Raw genomic sequence first — 15,596 nt, 5'->3', positions numbered from 1 at the left:
ACTTGAGCCTTGAACATAGCTTTGTAATTGAGCTTGTTTCGCCATATAGCGCAAGTCTTTGAGCTGTCGTATAACTAAGGCCGCATCTGGTTATCGAGCATATAATGCATATAAATAGATAGAATACGTAATACAGTGGCGATTCAACGCTAGAACTTGCCTCTATTATCTATGCGAAACAGGTATTGATTGCTAATTGCCCGAGTATTTGTTGGTTCATTAGCGCCACCTGATTGGCTTTTCGATAACGCCACTAACTCTGCAAACAAGTAAGGCATACAATAGCTAAGGTGATACTGTTTTATTGACTGCCGACATCAAGGCAACCAACTGATAACTGTGTAAAATCTACTTTTAGAACCAATGCCGATAATGTCACTTATCGGCATTAAGCTATATGGAATGATTACTGATTAGTTGATATTCAAACCGGTGTTTACTCAATACCATGCAGGTTATCTAAGGGCTTGTTTTGGCCACTTTGGTGTCGCTCAATTTGCGTGGTATGCAGATATTGAGATGTGGTATCGATACTTTCATGGCCTGCGTCAGCTTGCACATGAGACAGCGGCCGACCATGAATATTGATGTCATGAGTGATCCCTGTATGGCGAATATTGTGGATACTTAGCTGTCTCATTTGCGCCCCATCTTCAACAAAGCCGTCATTTTCGGCGCTAATCGCTGCAAGTACGATGATTTTATCGACTTCTTCTCTTATCTGGCGGATGCCGAGATTAGCATTGATACTGCCGACTTCCCTGCCTCGCCCTGCAGCTTTTTGCCTAATGATGAGTGGATGCTGTTCATTTGATTTGGGATAATCTGCTAAACCTAAGTAATGCCTGTACTCCACTAATGCTTCAAGCAATGCATTTGACATAGAAACTGTGCGACGCTTGCCGCCTTTACTTGATGGAATATGAAAACTCCAAATTCCAGTTTGTGGATTGCGTTTAAATTGTGCCATTACTGGCGAGTACCCTGCTCTTGCTGCAACTTCAGATACGCGTAAATAGCAGGAATAAATAAGTTTAATTAAGAACAAACTACGTTGATGGGTTTCGGGTTGCTCTTTAGCCAACCTGGCCACAGTGGATATAACGTAAGACCATTGCAACTCGGTAAAAGCAAGCTGATTCTCCCCGTCATTGTCTAGGCGATATTTTTTGCTAGAAGCAAATCGACTTTTATTGAGCCACATCTGCGCTGGGTTTTTCTCTACATAATCTTCACTCATTAAATAGGCATAAAAAGAAGATAGGATTGCAACTTTGGTTTTTAAGGCGCTATCACTTAATACATAAGGTTGGAGTTTATCTGCAACCTTCTTACCGCGAAACGGCAACCATTGTGGATTTGGCGTTCGCAGTGTACTGCCCTTCTCTGCTTTGAACTGCGCCACATTATAAAAGCCAATGAGGTTTTCTGGCGGAGCTTGACAATATTCTACATATTTTCCAATCTCTTTGCGGCCAACCTTAAGCAGATCTTGCTCTGCAACGTCAAAACACCAATGTAGAAAAGTGGTTAGCTCGCTGCGGTATGCTTTATAGTTATTTTCACTGTACTTTTGTTCTGCTAGCCAGTCACTGGCATGCTCAAATACAACACTGGCGTCATCTATTCCGCTTAAAGAGAGTTGAGTAATACGTTGATTAACTATTGGATTACCATTCTCAAGGTGCTCAATAGAATCGAAGAGTGGCATTACAATTGGAAGTTGCATCGACAAGTCGCTTGGAAAACTAATTAATCGCTCTATATTAATCAGTAAGATGATTCTTGAGTAGTGCTGTTCTCTATAAAAGCTATTTTTCTTTATTTAGGTGTTGGTAACCATAATTTTAGATGAGCATTGGCTGTTACATTCACTAGAACAAGATTTACTGCAGTTTATACGTTTTTCACAACACCAGAGGCAAAGTTGCCAAACAGTATTTTTTGATTCTGAATCTAGGCACTTAAAGTCAGCAGCACATAGATGACCTTGTTGAATGAGTTGCGCGATTTTCTCTTGTGGGATACTAATATTGAGGTATTTGTTGCTAGCTTCCATGGCTTTCTACCGATATGACATTTACTGTAAAACCAATATACCTAAATGAGAATTATTATCAATAAGATTGTTTTAATAGTTGGACCTATGCCAAGTTTTTACGATAACTTGGGTATCAACTGCATTGAAACTTTGGTTATAAACGTTGATAAATAAAGCACATTGAAGTCATATAGATGACTTTTTATCGATTATTTAGCTTTCTCACTGTCAGCTAAAAACTCAAAAACAGCAAATTTTTCGACACCATTGTCTTCAAAACTGACAATCGCTTGCCATACCATGTAATCACTACTGCAAGAACCGTAGATAAGCGGTGCTTGATAGCTGTTTTCAGCCATTTCAGTTAAATTCACCGGGATAATGCCCATAAACATATCTCTGCCTTCTATACGCACTTTCACGTTTTCAACAGATTTAGAACTGCTCAAACTTAGGGTAAGTGGCTTTTCACTCGGGGTGTTCCAAGGAGATATGCTTAAGGCTAGGTCAGTGTCACCTACTGATTTTGTGCATGCGCCAATTTGAAAATTACATAAACCGGGATCTGCATCAAACGAGGTTGCTTTATTGTTGCTATTTGGCTCACAAGCAGCAACGAACATCATAAGTGAAAACGTATATAAAACTCTCAATACTACTGATTTGTGAGTATCTTGCACAATAAATAACCTTTTAACTAAATCTGTTAACATTCTATGGAGTAGCTTGATCTAGATCAACTTTTCTATAGCCCTAATTCCTATCTTTTTTGACATAGCTCAAGTATCATTGCATTGCTTAGCGTTTACTTCATTAAATGCTAGGCTACACATTGACACGTGTGGCTTTTTCCTTGTAGGAAAGCGCTATTTTGTGTCATTTTGCCGGGTAGAGTTTAACTCTACTTAATAATAAGTATAAGTAATAAGCAGTGGAAGCAATATGATGAACCATTCCCAGCCTCAAGGCGCTGATTACAACTACACTATTGTCCGTCAATTCGCCCTAACAACTGTGTTATGGGGAATTGTTGGAATGTCAGTAGGTGTATTGATCGCAGCCCAGTTAATCTGGCCGCAACTAAACTTTGAAACTCCATGGTTAACGTATAGTCGTCTTAGACCTCTACATACGAACGCCGTGATTTTCGCGTTTGGTACTTCAGCCCTTTTTGCCACATCCTATTATATCGTTCAACGCACCTGTCAAACCAAACTATTTGCGCCTAAATTGGCTGCGTTTACGTTTTGGGGTTGGCAAGCCATTATTCTATCAGCAGCAATAAGTCTGCCTCTTGGTTTCACAAGTGGTAAGGAATATGCTGAGTTAGAATGGCCAATTGATATCGCAATTACCATAGTATGGGTTGCGTATGCAGTGGTGTTCTTCGGTACCATCGTTAAACGGACAACTTCTCACATTTATGTGGCGAACTGGTTCTTTGGTGCCTTCATTATCACCGTAGCAGTATTGCACATAGTTAACTCTATGGCTGTACCGCTAACACTGACCAAGTCGTACTCCCTTTATAGTGGTGCTGTCGATGCAATGGTTCAGTGGTGGTACGGCCATAACGCGGTTGGTTTCTTACTGACAGCGGGTTTCTTGGGTATGATGTACTACTTCGTACCGAAGCAAGCGGGTCGCCCTGTTTATTCGTACCGTTTATCTATTGTTCACTTCTGGGCATTGATTGCTTTGTACATCTGGGCTGGTCCTCACCACCTACATTACACTGCACTTCCTGATTGGACTCAATCACTTGGTATGGTGATGTCGCTGATTCTATTCGCTCCTTCTTGGGGTGGTATGATTAACGGTATCATGACGTTATCAGGTGCTTGGCACAAACTTCGTACAGACCCTATTCTGCGTTTCCTTGTTGTTTCATTGTCTTTCTACGGTATGTCTACCTTTGAAGGTCCAATGATGGCAATTAAGACCGTTAACGCACTCTCTCATTACACTGACTGGACTGTTGGACACGTTCACTCTGGTGCTTTGGGTTGGGTTGCTATGGTTTCTATCGGTTCTCTATATCACTTGATACCGGTTCTGTTTAACCATGGTCGCATGTACAGCACAAACTTAATTAACGTTCATTTCTGGTTGGCAACAATTGGTACTGTTCTTTATATCGTTTCAATGTGGATCTCTGGTGTAATGCAAGGTCTGATGTGGCGCGCAGTTAACTCTGACGGTACATTGACTTATAGCTTCGTTGAAAGCTTAGAAGCTTCTTACCCATTCTACTTTGTTCGTTTCTTAGGTGGTGTTTTCTTCCTGACAGGTATGTTCTTAATGGCATACAACGTGTTCCGTACTGTTAAGGCCCCTAAAGATTCTTTGCCAGCAATTGCTGATGCAAAAGCAGCTTAAGGAGTAGATTCGATGAAATTTAATCATGAGTTAGTTGAGAAAAACATCGGTCTATTAGGGATATTTACTGTAATCGCAATCAGCTTTGGTAGCTTGGTTGAGATCACTCCCCTACTTTTCCAAAAAGACACGACTGAGCCGCTAGAAGGTCAGATCCCTTACACTGCTTTGCAGATTGAAGGTCGTGATATCTATGTTCGTGAAGGTTGTTATAACTGTCACAGCCAGATGATCCGTCCTTTACGTGCAGAAACAGAACGCTACGGGCATTACTCTGTAGCTGGTGAATCTGTATGGGATCACCCATTCCAGTGGGGTTCTAAGCGTACAGGTCCTGATTTAGCACGTGTTGGTGGTCGTTACAGTGATAAATGGCATGAGGTGCATTTAATTGACCCTCGCGCCGTAGTACCACAGTCTAATATGCCTGGTTTCCCATGGTTGGCAGAAAACAAGCTTGATGGCGAGTTAACTGGCAAGAAAATGGATATCTTACGCAATCTTCATCCTACACATAAGCTGTATACCGATGAAGAAATTGCTGGTGCAAAAGACGCTGTGAAAGATAAGACGGAAATGGAAGCATTGATCGCTTATCTTCAATCACTTGGCCACGCGCTTAAATAAGGAGGCAAATTATGGATTACGGCACATTACGAGGAATTATAACCATCGTAGTAATGGTGACCTTCATCGGTATATTTGCTTGGGCATATAGCTCGAGTCGCAAAAAGCAATTCGACGATGCAGCTAATCTTGTTTTCTCTGATGAAGAGCAAAGCCCAGTTGCGAATAACTCAGGAGAGCCAAAGTAATGACAAACTTCTGGAGTATATGGATTATCGTACTCTCGTCTGTGGTAATCATTGGTTGTATTGTTCTACTACGTGCATGTTCTAAGAACGACACGGGCGTAGAAGAAGGCGAATCAATGGGCCATAGCTTCGACGGTATTGAAGAATTGAATAACCCACTGCCAAAGTGGTGGAGTTATATGTTCTACATTACTATCGTATTTAGTGTCATCTATCTTGCACTTTATCCAGGTATGGGTAGCTTTAAGGGCCTATTAGGTTGGACAAGTTCGAACCAAAGCGTTCGTACACTTGAAGAATCTAAAACAGCTGTTCAAGATGCTTTAAAAGAAGGTCGTTGGGTTCAGTATGACCAAGAGGTCATCCATGCTGACGAAAAGTTTGGTCCTATCTTTAAAGCATACGCTGATACGCCATTGGAAGAGTTAGTTAATAACAAAGAAGCACTGAAAGTTGGTGGTCGTTTGTTCTTACAGAACTGTGCAATGTGTCATGGTAGTGATGCTCGCGGTAGCAAGGGCTTCCCTAACCTCACCGATGGTGCTTGGTTATATGGCGGTGAACTAGAAACGATTAAGACATCCATTATGAATGGTCGTCACGGTATGATGCCGCCTAAAGGTGGTCTACCAATCGAAGATAGTGAATTACCAGGTCTAGCTGAATACGTTGTTAAGTTGTCTGGCCGTGAACATGACGCTGCACTAGCCGCTCAAGGTCAAGGTTCATTCATGAAGGGCTGTTTTGCTTGTCATGGTATGGACGGTACAGGTAACAAATTCATGGGCGCACCTAACTTAACTGACAATGCGTGGCTATATGGCGGAAGCCGTGGCGCGATTCAACAGTCGATTAAGAATGGTCGCAGTGGCGTAATGCCTGCATGGAAAGATGTATTAGGTGAAGAGAAAGTTCACGTAATCTCAGCATACGTTTATAGCTTGTCAAACAAGTAGTTACACTAGTGTAACAATAAACGAAATATTAAGGCCTCGTCTCTCACGAGGCCTTTTTTTTAAGTGCTAAATCACAGTTTTAACTGTAAAATACTGAATCTAAAAACATCATTCTCTGTAAATAATAGGTGTAAAAAATGGCAACTCCTCAACCCTGGTATAAACAATTCTGGCCTTGGTTTTTAATCATTCTTCCTCTTTGTGCAGTCGTTGCGAGCGTTAACTTGTTATACCTTGCCATTTCCAACAAAGATTCATTAGTGTCAGAGGATTACTATAAAGAAGGTAAAGGCATTAATATGGACCTACGAAAAATCAAACATGCTAAGCAATTAGGGATGAACTATCTGCTTGAGTTTGATGATGAATACGTAGAACTGTCCCAGCAAGGTGGCGAGAATTATCAAGCCGCACTTAGTGTTGGCTTTTTTCACCCTACAATGGCTGAAAAAGATTTTAATGAGATAGTGACAGCAGATGCAAATGGTGTCTACCGCATTGAAATAGCCCAGCCAATTTCAGGGCCTTGGGAAGTACGTATTGAAGGTTTCGATCAGACTTGGCGCATTCAGCAGCGCGTCACTTTAGTAGACGACCAGCAGTACTGGCTAAACTAATAACCTATCAAAACAATTCGAATAATTAGTATGAACCCAAATCTATGAGCCAGAGCAGTTGCTATCATTGCAGTGAACCCGTACTCACCGGTACTCAGTTTACCACGCAGATCCAAAATCTAGAGCAACCCATGTGTTGTCCGGGTTGCCAAGCTGTATCACAAGCGATTATCGATGCGGGTTTAACTAATTATTATAAGTTTCGTACCGAGCCTGGTAGCAAGCAAACTGCGTTAGTTCCTGAAGAATTGGCCAGTGTTAGTGCCTATGATCTGCCTGAAGTACAACAAGACTTTATTCAACATCGAGATGACCTCAATGAGGTGTCTCTGACTATCGATGGCATTACTTGCGCAGCCTGCGCTTGGTTAATTGAGCACCAAGTTAAGAAGCTCAGTGGCGTAGTTAGTGTACAAGTTAATTCTACCACTCAGCGAGCACTCATTGCATGGCAAGCCGATCAGGTTAAGTTGAGTGAAATACTCAATAAAATTGGCGCTATTGGCTATCAAGCCGCCCCTTTCCAGATCGATGAGCAAGAAACAAAGAGCAAAAAAGACAGTCGCCAGTTTTTAGTCCGTCTAGGCTTAGCGGGTTTTGCAACCATGCAAGTGATGATGTTTGCCCTCGCCCTCTACTCTGGTTACTTTACCGATTTAGATACCGAATATAGAGACTATTTCCGTTGGGTGAGCATGCTTTTTGCTGCCCCAGTGGTATTTTACTCAGCGCAACCGTTCTACTTTAGCGCCATAAGGTCCTTGTTAATGGGTCGATTGAATATGGACGTTTCGGTTAGTATCGCTATATGCGGCGCCTATATTGCCAGTTGTATTGAAACCATTAATGGCACGGGCGAGGTCTATTTCGAATCTGTTTCAATGTTTACCTTCTTTTTATTGCTTGGGCGCTTCTTTGAACAAAATGCACGTCAAAAAGCCTCAGTCAGCTCAAGTAACTTACATAAATTGGTGCCGTTAACCGCTCATTTAAAAACTGAAAACAGTATCGAAGAAGTCCCGGCTAAAAGACTCATCATTGGCGATGCTATTCTAGTGAAACCCGGTGATGTCATTGCTGCCGACGGCATTATTATTGAAGGAAAATCATCGATAAACGAAGCCATGTTAACCGGTGAACAAATGCCTGTGGCTAAGTCTATTAAATCACAAGTGTTTGCTGGCACAATCAATATAGAACAACCCATTACAGTGAAAGTCACCGCATTAGGGCAAGATCAACTTGTTGCGGAGATAATTAGGCTGCAAGAGATCGCTTCAAATAGTAAACCCAAAATTGCCCTTTATGCTGATAGATTTTCTAATTACTTCACTGCAGCAATTTTATTGATTGCAACAGCCACTTATATATTTTGGTATTTTTATTCCCCAGAAGATGCTTTTTGGGTAACACTCTCGGTGTTAGTCGCTACCTGCCCTTGTGCTTTAGCGCTAGCCACCCCTACCGCGGTTACTTGCGGCACTGCGATTTTAACAAAACTTGGTATTATTACCCGCAAAGCTGGGGTTTTTGAGAAGCTTCCTAAGCTCAACCACATAGTATTTGATAAAACTGGCACACTCACTTTGGGCTCGTTATCTATCACAGATATTCAGATGGTCGCAACCGGTCAAGAGAGTGTGGCTAAAGAGAAACTAATGCAATATGCAGCTGCGCTTGAAGCCAGTTCATTACACCCTATCGCACGAGCTTTTCAGCCATATTCAAATCAAACAATCAAAGTTTTAGATAAACAAAGCTTTGTCGGTAACGGGTTGCAAGGTGTTATTGATGGTCATTTAGTAAAAATCGGTAGCCAGTCATTTATCAATGGTAGCAATGAAGTCGAGCAAGAGGTCATTGTTTGGTTAAGCATAGATAATGTTGTTCAAGCGAAGATAACACTTGCAGATGAAATTAGGCCCGATACCACGCAAGCCGTTACCGCGCTTAAAGCGTTAGGCTGTAATATGAGTATTGCAAGTGGCGATAACTCAGGCGAAGTAGCAACCCTAGCCAAACGACTCGGTATTGAAAACTGGCATAAAGGTCTATTGCCCGAAGACAAACTGGCACTAATTCAGACCTTGCAAAAAAACCAACAAGTGGCGATGTTTGGTGATGGCATTAATGATGCTCCGGTGCTTGCAGGTGCCAACCTTTCAGTTGCTATGGGAAGCGGCGCTGCTATCAGTAAAAATAGCGCTGATATCATTCTACTTGGTGATAATCTTTCACGTTTCTCTGATGCCGTTAAAGTTGCTAAGAAAACCGGACTCATCATCAAACAGAATTTATTCTGGGCGCTAGCTTATAACCTGTTTATAATTCCCCTTGCTGTTAGTGGTCATGTTGCTCCTTATATTGCTGCTATTGGTATGTCTGCCAGTTCACTCATCGTCGTAAGCAATAGCTTAAGACTACTCAAGGTACGTGTATGAGCATTATTTATGTCTTGATCCCCATCGCCATGTTATTTGTGCTCGTTGCAGTAGGGATTTTCTTTTGGGCCGTTCGTTCTGATCAATTTGATGACCTAGAAAAGCAAAGTGTCTCTATTTTATTTGAAGATGATAACACCCAAGGTGACTCCGCAAAGTCATCAGATAAGCCGACAATAACGCCCCGTAAAGATAACGGGAATAACACACCGAGTGAATGATTACAGCTTAGTCGGTGCTTTCCTTGTAGGTATTATGGGAGCTGGCCATTGCATTGGTATGTGTGGCGGCCTGGTGGGCGCATTGTCAGCAAACATCCCGCAAAAAAGTGGCAGCAATACGCTCGTAAACCAACTCGGTTACCTTTTTAGCTATAACAGTGGTCGTATCATCAGTTATGCCTCTGCAGGTGCACTTGTTGGTCTTAGCACAAATGCTTTAGGGTTGCTTTTTGACGTTGACCTATACTTATTAGTGTTACGGATTATTGCCGGAATAATGATGATTATTACCGGACTTTATATCGCACAAATTTGGTCCGGTGTTGTACAGATAGAGCGTTTAGGTAAAGGCCTTTGGAAATTAGTATCTCCCATTGCTAACCGCTTTATCCCCATTAAGAGCAAACCTCATGCTTTTATAGCTGGCGGATTGTGGGGTTGGTTACCCTGTGGATTAGTCTACAGCATGCTGACTTGGGCCGTTGCAGCGGGTAATGCCCTAGACGGCGCATTAATTATGGCGGCATTTGGTTTGGGTACACTTCCAGCACTGCTTAGTGCCGGTGTTGCTGCAAGTACTTTTAGTCGTTGGGTGCAAAAAAGTGCGGTAAAAAAAGTAAGTGGTATGCTGCTTATCGGCTTTGGATTACAAACCTTATATGTGGCTATTGGGCAGCTAAACTAGCCCCAATTATCAAATTAGTTTAACATAGCAAGTGAATACAGAACTGAGATAGATAATGAGCGTAGATAACAACAAAAATCGTCGTCAAATGGCATCAGGCTGTGCGATTCATTGTCATGATTGCAGCATGGGTACCTTGTGTATCCCTTTCACGCTGAATGCTAATGAATTAGATCAATTAGACGAAATAATTGAACGTAAAAAACCTATTCAAAAAGGCGAGGCAATTTTTAAGTCTGGTGACCAGCTTAAATCCCTTTTTGCCATCCGCTCTGGCACTATCAAAAGCTATACCATCACTGAACAAGGCGATGAGCAAATTACTGGTTTTCATTTAGCTGGTGATGTAATAGGATTTGACGGAATTCATTCACAATTCCATCAAAGCTTTGCACAAGCTTTAGAAACGTCTATGGTTTGCGAAATCCCCTACACAACACTTGATGATCTTACTGGCAAAATGCCAAAACTAAGACAACAAGTGATGCGCTTGATGAGTAACGAGATCCAAAGCGATCAAGAAATGATTTTGCTATTAAGTAAGAAAAATGCTGAAGAGAGATTGGCGGCATTTATTAGCAATCTTGCAAAGCGTTTTGGCAGCCGAGGATTTTCACCAAGAGAATTTCGTTTGACCATGACGCGTGGTGATATCGGCAATTACCTCGGCCTTACCGTTGAAACTATTAGTCGTTTATTAGGTCGCTTCCAGAAAGCCGAACTGATTGAAGTTAAAGGTAAATACATTACCATTCTCGACATAGATGCTTTGAGTAATTTAGCAGGAAACAGTAATATCGCTCGATAATGAATATCGACAATTCAATTGATCTAAAACAATGAATATCCATCAATTTGGCGCAAGATGGTAATACAACATTAGATAAGGATAAAGTTATGATGGACTATCAAAAACTCCTTGTTGTGGTTGACCCAACCACAGATAAACAAGCCGCATTAGCACGTGCTGTTAAGCTCGCTTCTGCAAACAATGCGAGTATTACCGTCTTTTTATCTATCTTCGATTTCTCTTATGAAATGACTTCAATCTTGTCAGGCCAAGAGCGTGAAGCCATGCGCGAAGGCGTGGTAGCCCAGCGTAAAGCTTGGTTAGACGACATAGTTGAACCGTTTAAGACTGATAACGTTGCAATTGAAACTGAAGTTGTCTGGCACAATCGACCTTTCGAGAGCATCATCAAGCACGCTATTAGTGGCCAATATGATGTTATCGTTAAAGGAACTCATGAACACGATAAACTCAAATCAGTGATATTCACGCCTACCGATTGGCACCTTTTAAGAAAAGCACCAGTACCTGTATTGCTGGTCAAAGACCATGACTGGCCCGTTGCCGGAAAAATAGTCTGTGCGATTAATGTAAGCTCTGAAGATGAAACCAATCAATCTCTTAACGTTAAAATAATTAACCATGCTAAGAAGCTAGCTAAACAATTTGACGCCCAGGTCCATCTTGTAAATGGCTACCCTGGCACTCCAGTTAACCTAGCAATCGAACTGCCAGACTTTGATTCACATTCTTACAGTGAAACAATTCGTAACCAGCATGAAGAACGTATTACCTACCTTGCCAATGCCTATGATATTTCTTCAGACTTCTGTCACGTAAGAGAAGGTTTGCCTGAAGATGTTATTCCAGAACTGGCTGAAAAACTCGACGCGGAACTGGTTATATTAGGTACTGTAGGTAGAACAGGAATTTCAGCGGCGTTAATCGGCAATACAGCTGAACATGTGATCGACAGCATCAACTGTGATCTACTCGCTGTTAAACCAGACGGCTATAAATCACCGCTTGATGAATCATAACCGCTAATAGACTTTACCCAGAGCTGATTAGCTGGAATAATACGCGCCCTGAACATTTGTGTACTAGGCGCGTTTTTTTATGTCCGAAGAATTAACACCAGAACAGATCACTCGAAGCAATAAACTGCAGAAGCGTTTGCGCTCTGAAGTTGGCAAAGCAATAGCCGATTACAACATGATCGAAGAAGGCGATCGTGTCATGTGCTGCTTATCCGGTGGTAAAGATAGTTACGCTATGCTCGACATTCTGGTTAACCTTCAGCAACGTGCTCCAATTAAGTTTGAGATAGTGGCCGTTAATCTCGACCAAAAACAACCAGGCTTTCCTGAAGAGATCTTACCTGCTTACCTGGATACGCTCGGCGTGGCTTATCATATCTTAGAAAAAGATACTTACTCGATCGTAAAAGACAAAATCCCTGAAGGTAAAACGACTTGCTCGTTATGCTCACGCCTACGCCGTGGCACTCTTTATGGTTTTGCTCAAAAAATTGGTGCGACTAAAATTGCCCTTGGCCACCATAGAGACGACATCATCGAAACCCTATTTTTGAACATGTTCTTTGCTGGTAAAATGAAAGCAATGCCGCCAAAGCTACTGTCTGACGATGGCGCCAACATGGTGATCCGCCCTCTTGCCTACAGTCGAGAGAAAGATATTGCAGAATATGCCCAATTAAAGCAGTTCCCAATTATCCCTTGTAATCTTTGTGGCTCGCAGGAAAACCTCAAGCGGGCTGCAGTAAAAGAGATGTTAATCCAGTGGGACCGCGATTTTCCTGGCCGTATTGAAACTATATTTACAGCCATGCAAAATACAGCTCCATCGCAAGGTGTTGATAGAGAAAAATTTGATTTCTTAGCATTAGAACGTAATGCTGATGCGCCTTTAAAAGGCGATGTGGCTGAGTCCGACCTACCCGCTTTTGACTTCGTCGATATCGCTAACAATGGCCATATCGATTTGGATAAAGCTGCCCGTATCGATGTAGTCAGTACTTATAGCCCGAACAGCTAAGCACATTTTATCCATGAAAAAGCCCTCTATGAAGAGGGCTTTTTGTTACTGCATCAGTTACTCATTCGCTGTCCAGGGGCTAATAACCTTAGGTGCCTGAGTAAACTCAATAGACTGTAACTGTTCAATGACATTCCTTGCTAGCCGATAAGTACCTTTTACCGGTATCTGTTTGCCATCTAAAGTGATGACAACATCAGTATCGAACTCTAGGTTAAGGCCCGCGATGTCTGATGCGAAGTACCGCATAGGAAACCCCTGCATCTGGTTTAATAGAGCATCCATCTCAGTCTGTATTTGCAATAACTCCGTTCTGTCATAAGCCATCTTCGTGGTTTTGGCTCTTACCTGCATCGCAATAGCACAAGAATTGGCATCGCCATCTACATTAAGGTTGACTAAAGCCCGATCAGATTTTAACTTCACATCGTAAGGTAAAAATATTCTTTGATCTTGGGTTATGGTGAGCGGGTATGACTCTTTCTCTGTAGTGATCGAGCCATCAATCACTTTGCAGTCATTTTTTTTAGAAACAGAAAAAGCGACTTCAACGAGTTGGTAATTACCTTTGTTAACTTGTTTTAAGCGTTGGTAGAAGCCTTGATACTCTAGTGAAATCGGTTCAGCGTGTACCGCAGAACAACTCAGGAACATAAGGCTAAGCAGCAGGTGTTTTTTCATTTTTTTCCACTAAATATGGTTGATTTTGACGTAACATTTCAAGCAACTCATCGATATAAGCTTCTTGTCTTTCTGAATAATTAACTAAGCCATAAACTAGTTTTTCAGCAGTAGGCACTTGGTTATCGGCGCGCATGTCTGCTCGAATTGACCTAAACACAGAATAAGCAGCGTTTGAGTTTAGGTTGCGCATATAAGAAGCGACTGAATCTTCAACAGTTTTGAACACGGCGACTTCATGTGATAGTCCAGTTGTACGTGATTGTGGCACCAATCCACAACCTTTTCTAAAGCACCACTGACCGAAGAAATTAAGCCCCTCTCTAGCAAAACGTGAACTGCCCCAACCCGTCTCATTTGCAGCTTGAATTAAGACCATCTGCTCAGGGACGACATCAACTCGAACCAGTAATTTATCAATGGTGTTACTATTAATACGCCTTGAGGTGTATTGATACTTTTCAGCAATTTGTTGTAAACGGAATTCGTCGGCATCAGTCAGATGTTTATCACTTTCTATCTGTGACTTTATACCAAGTAGAAACTCGCGTTCAGCCTCGATAACCGCATTCTGGTGTTTAACGGATGGGCGTAAAAAATCAAAAAAAGCATTCTTCTTTGCTTTAATGTCTTTTATTTCACTAAAATTTGGCACCTTGCTCTCTACCGCTGAGTTTTTAATCGCTTTACCTAATCTAGCATTTTCACTTTCTTGTGCAGGGATCAGTGTCAGCCTAACAAGTAAAAAACCACCTATAACAACGCCAAAAGCGATGGTAAACAAACCCACTTTACCTGTCTTCACTGCGCATCCTCTTAATATACAAAATATATTTTGCCAAAATGTCTAATTTTGTATTATATGACAGCTAGAATCAGATTTCATCGCGTAAAATTCTGTTTAAGTCGTTATAATGTCGATAAGAAATAAAATACCTGGGTATTCAGGAAGGAGACCCTTATGAAGAACAATGCACTTAATCAATATCAACATGTTGTCGCCATTGGTGGCGGACATGGTTTAGGTCGCGTTCTCTCAACATTGTCATTTTTAGGCCCGAAATTAACAGGGATTGTCGCTACTACGGATAACGGCGGTTCTACGGGAAGACTGCGCGCGGAAAAAGACTGCATCGCGTGGGGTGATCTACGTAACTGCCTAACTCAGCTATCTAAAAAGCCATCAGTTGGCTCACTGATGTTTGAATACCGCTTTAATGGTGAAAGCGAGCTCAATGGCCATAATCTAGGTAATTTGATGCTAACTGCATTAGATGAGCTTTGCGTTAGACCGCTTGAAGCAATCAATTTAGTCCGCCAGTTTTTAAATATTGAAACTCGTTTAATCCCGATGTCAGAGGAGCCGACTCATCTTGTCGCCATGGAAGCGTGTGGACGCAGTGTCTTTGGCGAGATTAATGTCGATAAAATGCAAGATACCCCGATTGCTCTATCGCTTGACCCTTTAGTTCAAGCAACCTGCGAAGCTTGTGAAGCAATAAGGGAAGCTGACATTATCATTCTCGGGCCCGGTAGTTTTTTAACCAGCATTATGCCGCCTTTGCTGCTACCTAAAATAGCCAAGGCTCTGGCTGAGTCAAATGCTGAAGTGATATTAATCGATAATCTAACTGAAGAGCCGTCACCGATAGCTAACTGTGGTTTAGCGCAAAAACTTGACTGGTGTCATCAAGTGTTGGGCCTAAAGATAATCGATAAAGTATTGCGCCATGCGGATACACCATCACAAGACGGTTATATCAGCTACTACCCGTTAAGAAGTAGCCACCACCGTGGTTTACATGACAAAAGAGCCTTAGCTACCGCATTGGCTGAAATGATCCCTGACAAACTGACACAGCTAGAAGACGCATAAAAAAAGGACCCTTAGGGTCCTTTTTTACAGCCAAAA

General features: G+C 41.9%; 16 protein-coding genes. 12 read left to right on the top strand and 4 right to left on the bottom strand.

The window, feature by feature from the left end; genetic code table 11:
- Positions 1-436: 436 nt before the first annotated feature.
- Positions 437-1,729 (bottom strand): tyrosine-type recombinase/integrase, encoded by a 1,293-nt coding sequence (locus AB4135_RS07035; RefSeq protein WP_371991517.1) that lies wholly within the window; start codon positions 1,727-1,729, stop codon positions 437-439.
- 521 nt (positions 1,730-2,250) lie between these two features.
- Positions 2,251-2,721, bottom strand: coding sequence for a hypothetical protein (locus AB4135_RS07030; RefSeq protein WP_371991515.1), 471 nt, complete (start codon positions 2,719-2,721; stop codon positions 2,251-2,253).
- A 262-nt stretch (positions 2,722-2,983) separates the two neighbouring features.
- On the opposite strand from AB4135_RS07030, the gene ccoN reads away from it, so the two are divergent.
- The 11 genes from ccoN (at position 2,984) to ttcA (ending at position 13,003) form a co-directional block, all read left to right on the top strand.
- Positions 2,984-4,420: a cytochrome-c oxidase, cbb3-type subunit I gene (gene ccoN / locus AB4135_RS07025; RefSeq protein WP_220736365.1), complete on the top strand. Its 1,437-nt coding sequence runs from the start codon at positions 2,984-2,986 to the stop codon at positions 4,418-4,420.
- Positions 4,421-4,432: 12 nt separating this feature from the next.
- Positions 4,433-5,047 carry a cytochrome-c oxidase, cbb3-type subunit II gene (gene ccoO / locus AB4135_RS07020; RefSeq protein WP_020912668.1) on the top strand — a complete coding sequence of 205 codons (615 nt, stop codon included), beginning with the start codon at positions 4,433-4,435 and terminating at the stop codon, positions 5,045-5,047.
- 11 nt (positions 5,048-5,058) lie between these two features.
- Positions 5,059-5,235, top strand: a complete 177-nt coding sequence (locus AB4135_RS07015) for a cbb3-type cytochrome c oxidase subunit 3 (RefSeq protein ID WP_248976159.1) — start codon at positions 5,059-5,061, stop codon at positions 5,233-5,235.
- Positions 5,235-6,191 carry a cytochrome-c oxidase, cbb3-type subunit III gene (gene ccoP / locus AB4135_RS07010; protein WP_371991513.1) on the top strand — a complete coding sequence of 319 codons (957 nt, stop codon included), beginning with the start codon at positions 5,235-5,237 and terminating at the stop codon, positions 6,189-6,191. Before AB4135_RS07015 ends, ccoP begins: the two co-directional genes overlap by 1 nt.
- Positions 6,192-6,328: 137 nt before the next feature.
- Entirely contained in the window at positions 6,329-6,808 is a 480-nt protein-coding gene (locus AB4135_RS07005; RefSeq protein WP_371991511.1) for a FixH family protein, read from the top strand.
- Between the two features lie 44 nt (positions 6,809-6,852).
- Positions 6,853-9,249 carry a heavy metal translocating P-type ATPase gene (locus tag AB4135_RS07000; RefSeq protein WP_371991509.1) on the top strand — a complete coding sequence of 799 codons (2,397 nt, stop codon included), beginning with the start codon at positions 6,853-6,855 and terminating at the stop codon, positions 9,247-9,249.
- Positions 9,246-9,470 (top strand): cbb3-type cytochrome oxidase assembly protein CcoS, encoded by a 225-nt coding sequence (gene ccoS / locus AB4135_RS06995; protein ID WP_371991507.1) that lies wholly within the window; start codon positions 9,246-9,248, stop codon positions 9,468-9,470. Before AB4135_RS07000 ends, ccoS begins: the two co-directional genes overlap by 4 nt.
- On the top strand, positions 9,463-10,155 hold the full coding sequence (locus AB4135_RS06990) for a sulfite exporter TauE/SafE family protein (RefSeq protein WP_371991505.1): 693 nt from the start codon (positions 9,463-9,465) through the stop codon (positions 10,153-10,155). Before ccoS ends, AB4135_RS06990 begins: the two co-directional genes overlap by 8 nt.
- 55 nt (positions 10,156-10,210) lie before the next feature.
- A complete protein-coding gene (gene etrA, locus AB4135_RS06985; RefSeq protein WP_371991503.1) occupies positions 10,211-10,963 on the top strand; it encodes an electron transport transcriptional regulator EtrA in 753 nt (250 codons plus the stop codon).
- An 89-nt stretch (positions 10,964-11,052) separates the two neighbouring features.
- Positions 11,053-11,985, top strand: a complete 933-nt coding sequence (gene uspE, locus AB4135_RS06980) for a universal stress protein UspE (protein ID WP_371991502.1) — start codon at positions 11,053-11,055, stop codon at positions 11,983-11,985.
- A 79-nt stretch (positions 11,986-12,064) separates the two neighbouring features.
- Positions 12,065-13,003 carry a tRNA 2-thiocytidine(32) synthetase TtcA gene (gene ttcA, locus AB4135_RS06975; RefSeq protein ID WP_371991500.1) on the top strand — a complete coding sequence of 313 codons (939 nt, stop codon included), beginning with the start codon at positions 12,065-12,067 and terminating at the stop codon, positions 13,001-13,003.
- Between the two features lie 57 nt (positions 13,004-13,060).
- On the opposite strand, the gene AB4135_RS06970 is transcribed toward ttcA, so the two are convergent.
- Positions 13,061-13,684, bottom strand: coding sequence for a DUF2987 domain-containing protein (locus tag AB4135_RS06970; protein WP_371991498.1), 624 nt, complete (start codon positions 13,682-13,684; stop codon positions 13,061-13,063).
- Complete coding sequence (locus AB4135_RS06965; RefSeq protein WP_371991496.1) at positions 13,662-14,489, bottom strand: glucosaminidase domain-containing protein; 828 nt, start codon at positions 14,487-14,489, stop codon at positions 13,662-13,664. The genes AB4135_RS06970 and AB4135_RS06965 overlap by 23 nt, the downstream gene beginning before the upstream one ends.
- A 156-nt stretch (positions 14,490-14,645) precedes the next feature.
- On the opposite strand from AB4135_RS06965, the gene yvcK reads away from it, so the two are divergent.
- Entirely contained in the window at positions 14,646-15,560 is a 915-nt protein-coding gene (gene yvcK / locus AB4135_RS06960) for a uridine diphosphate-N-acetylglucosamine-binding protein YvcK (protein ID WP_371991495.1), read from the top strand.
- Positions 15,561-15,596: the final 36 nt, after the last annotated feature.

The organism is Shewanella sp. 10N.286.54.B9 (assembly GCF_041468565.1).
In the GTDB taxonomy this organism is placed as follows: Bacteria; Pseudomonadota; Gammaproteobacteria; order Enterobacterales; family Shewanellaceae; genus Shewanella.
The sequence above is the reverse complement of the archived record's forward strand: the minus strand, read 5'-3'. Positions and strand labels throughout refer to the sequence as shown.

Coding starts and splice junctions, on each gene's coding strand:
- ccoS (WP_371991507.1), top strand. CDS start 9,246: ATGAGCATTATTTATGTCTTGATCCCCATCGCCATGTTATTTGTGCTC.
- ttcA (WP_371991500.1), top strand. CDS start 12,065: ATGTCCGAAGAATTAACACCAGAACAGATCACTCGAAGCAATAAACTG.
- uspE (WP_371991502.1), top strand. CDS start 11,053: ATGATGGACTATCAAAAACTCCTTGTTGTGGTTGACCCAACCACAGAT.
- yvcK (WP_371991495.1), top strand. CDS start 14,646: ATGAAGAACAATGCACTTAATCAATATCAACATGTTGTCGCCATTGGT.
- AB4135_RS06970 (WP_371991498.1), bottom strand. CDS start 13,684: ATGAAAAAACACCTGCTGCTTAGCCTTATGTTCCTGAGTTGTTCTGCG.
- AB4135_RS07000 (WP_371991509.1), top strand. CDS start 6,853: ATGAGCCAGAGCAGTTGCTATCATTGCAGTGAACCCGTACTCACCGGT.
- AB4135_RS07005 (WP_371991511.1), top strand. CDS start 6,329: ATGGCAACTCCTCAACCCTGGTATAAACAATTCTGGCCTTGGTTTTTA.
- ccoN (WP_220736365.1), top strand. CDS start 2,984: ATGATGAACCATTCCCAGCCTCAAGGCGCTGATTACAACTACACTATT.
- ccoO (WP_020912668.1), top strand. CDS start 4,433: ATGAAATTTAATCATGAGTTAGTTGAGAAAAACATCGGTCTATTAGGG.
- AB4135_RS07035 (WP_371991517.1), bottom strand. CDS start 1,729: ATGCAACTTCCAATTGTAATGCCACTCTTCGATTCTATTGAGCACCTT.
- ccoP (WP_371991513.1), top strand. CDS start 5,235: ATGACAAACTTCTGGAGTATATGGATTATCGTACTCTCGTCTGTGGTA.
- etrA (WP_371991503.1), top strand. CDS start 10,211: ATGAGCGTAGATAACAACAAAAATCGTCGTCAAATGGCATCAGGCTGT.
- AB4135_RS07015 (WP_248976159.1), top strand. CDS start 5,059: ATGGATTACGGCACATTACGAGGAATTATAACCATCGTAGTAATGGTG.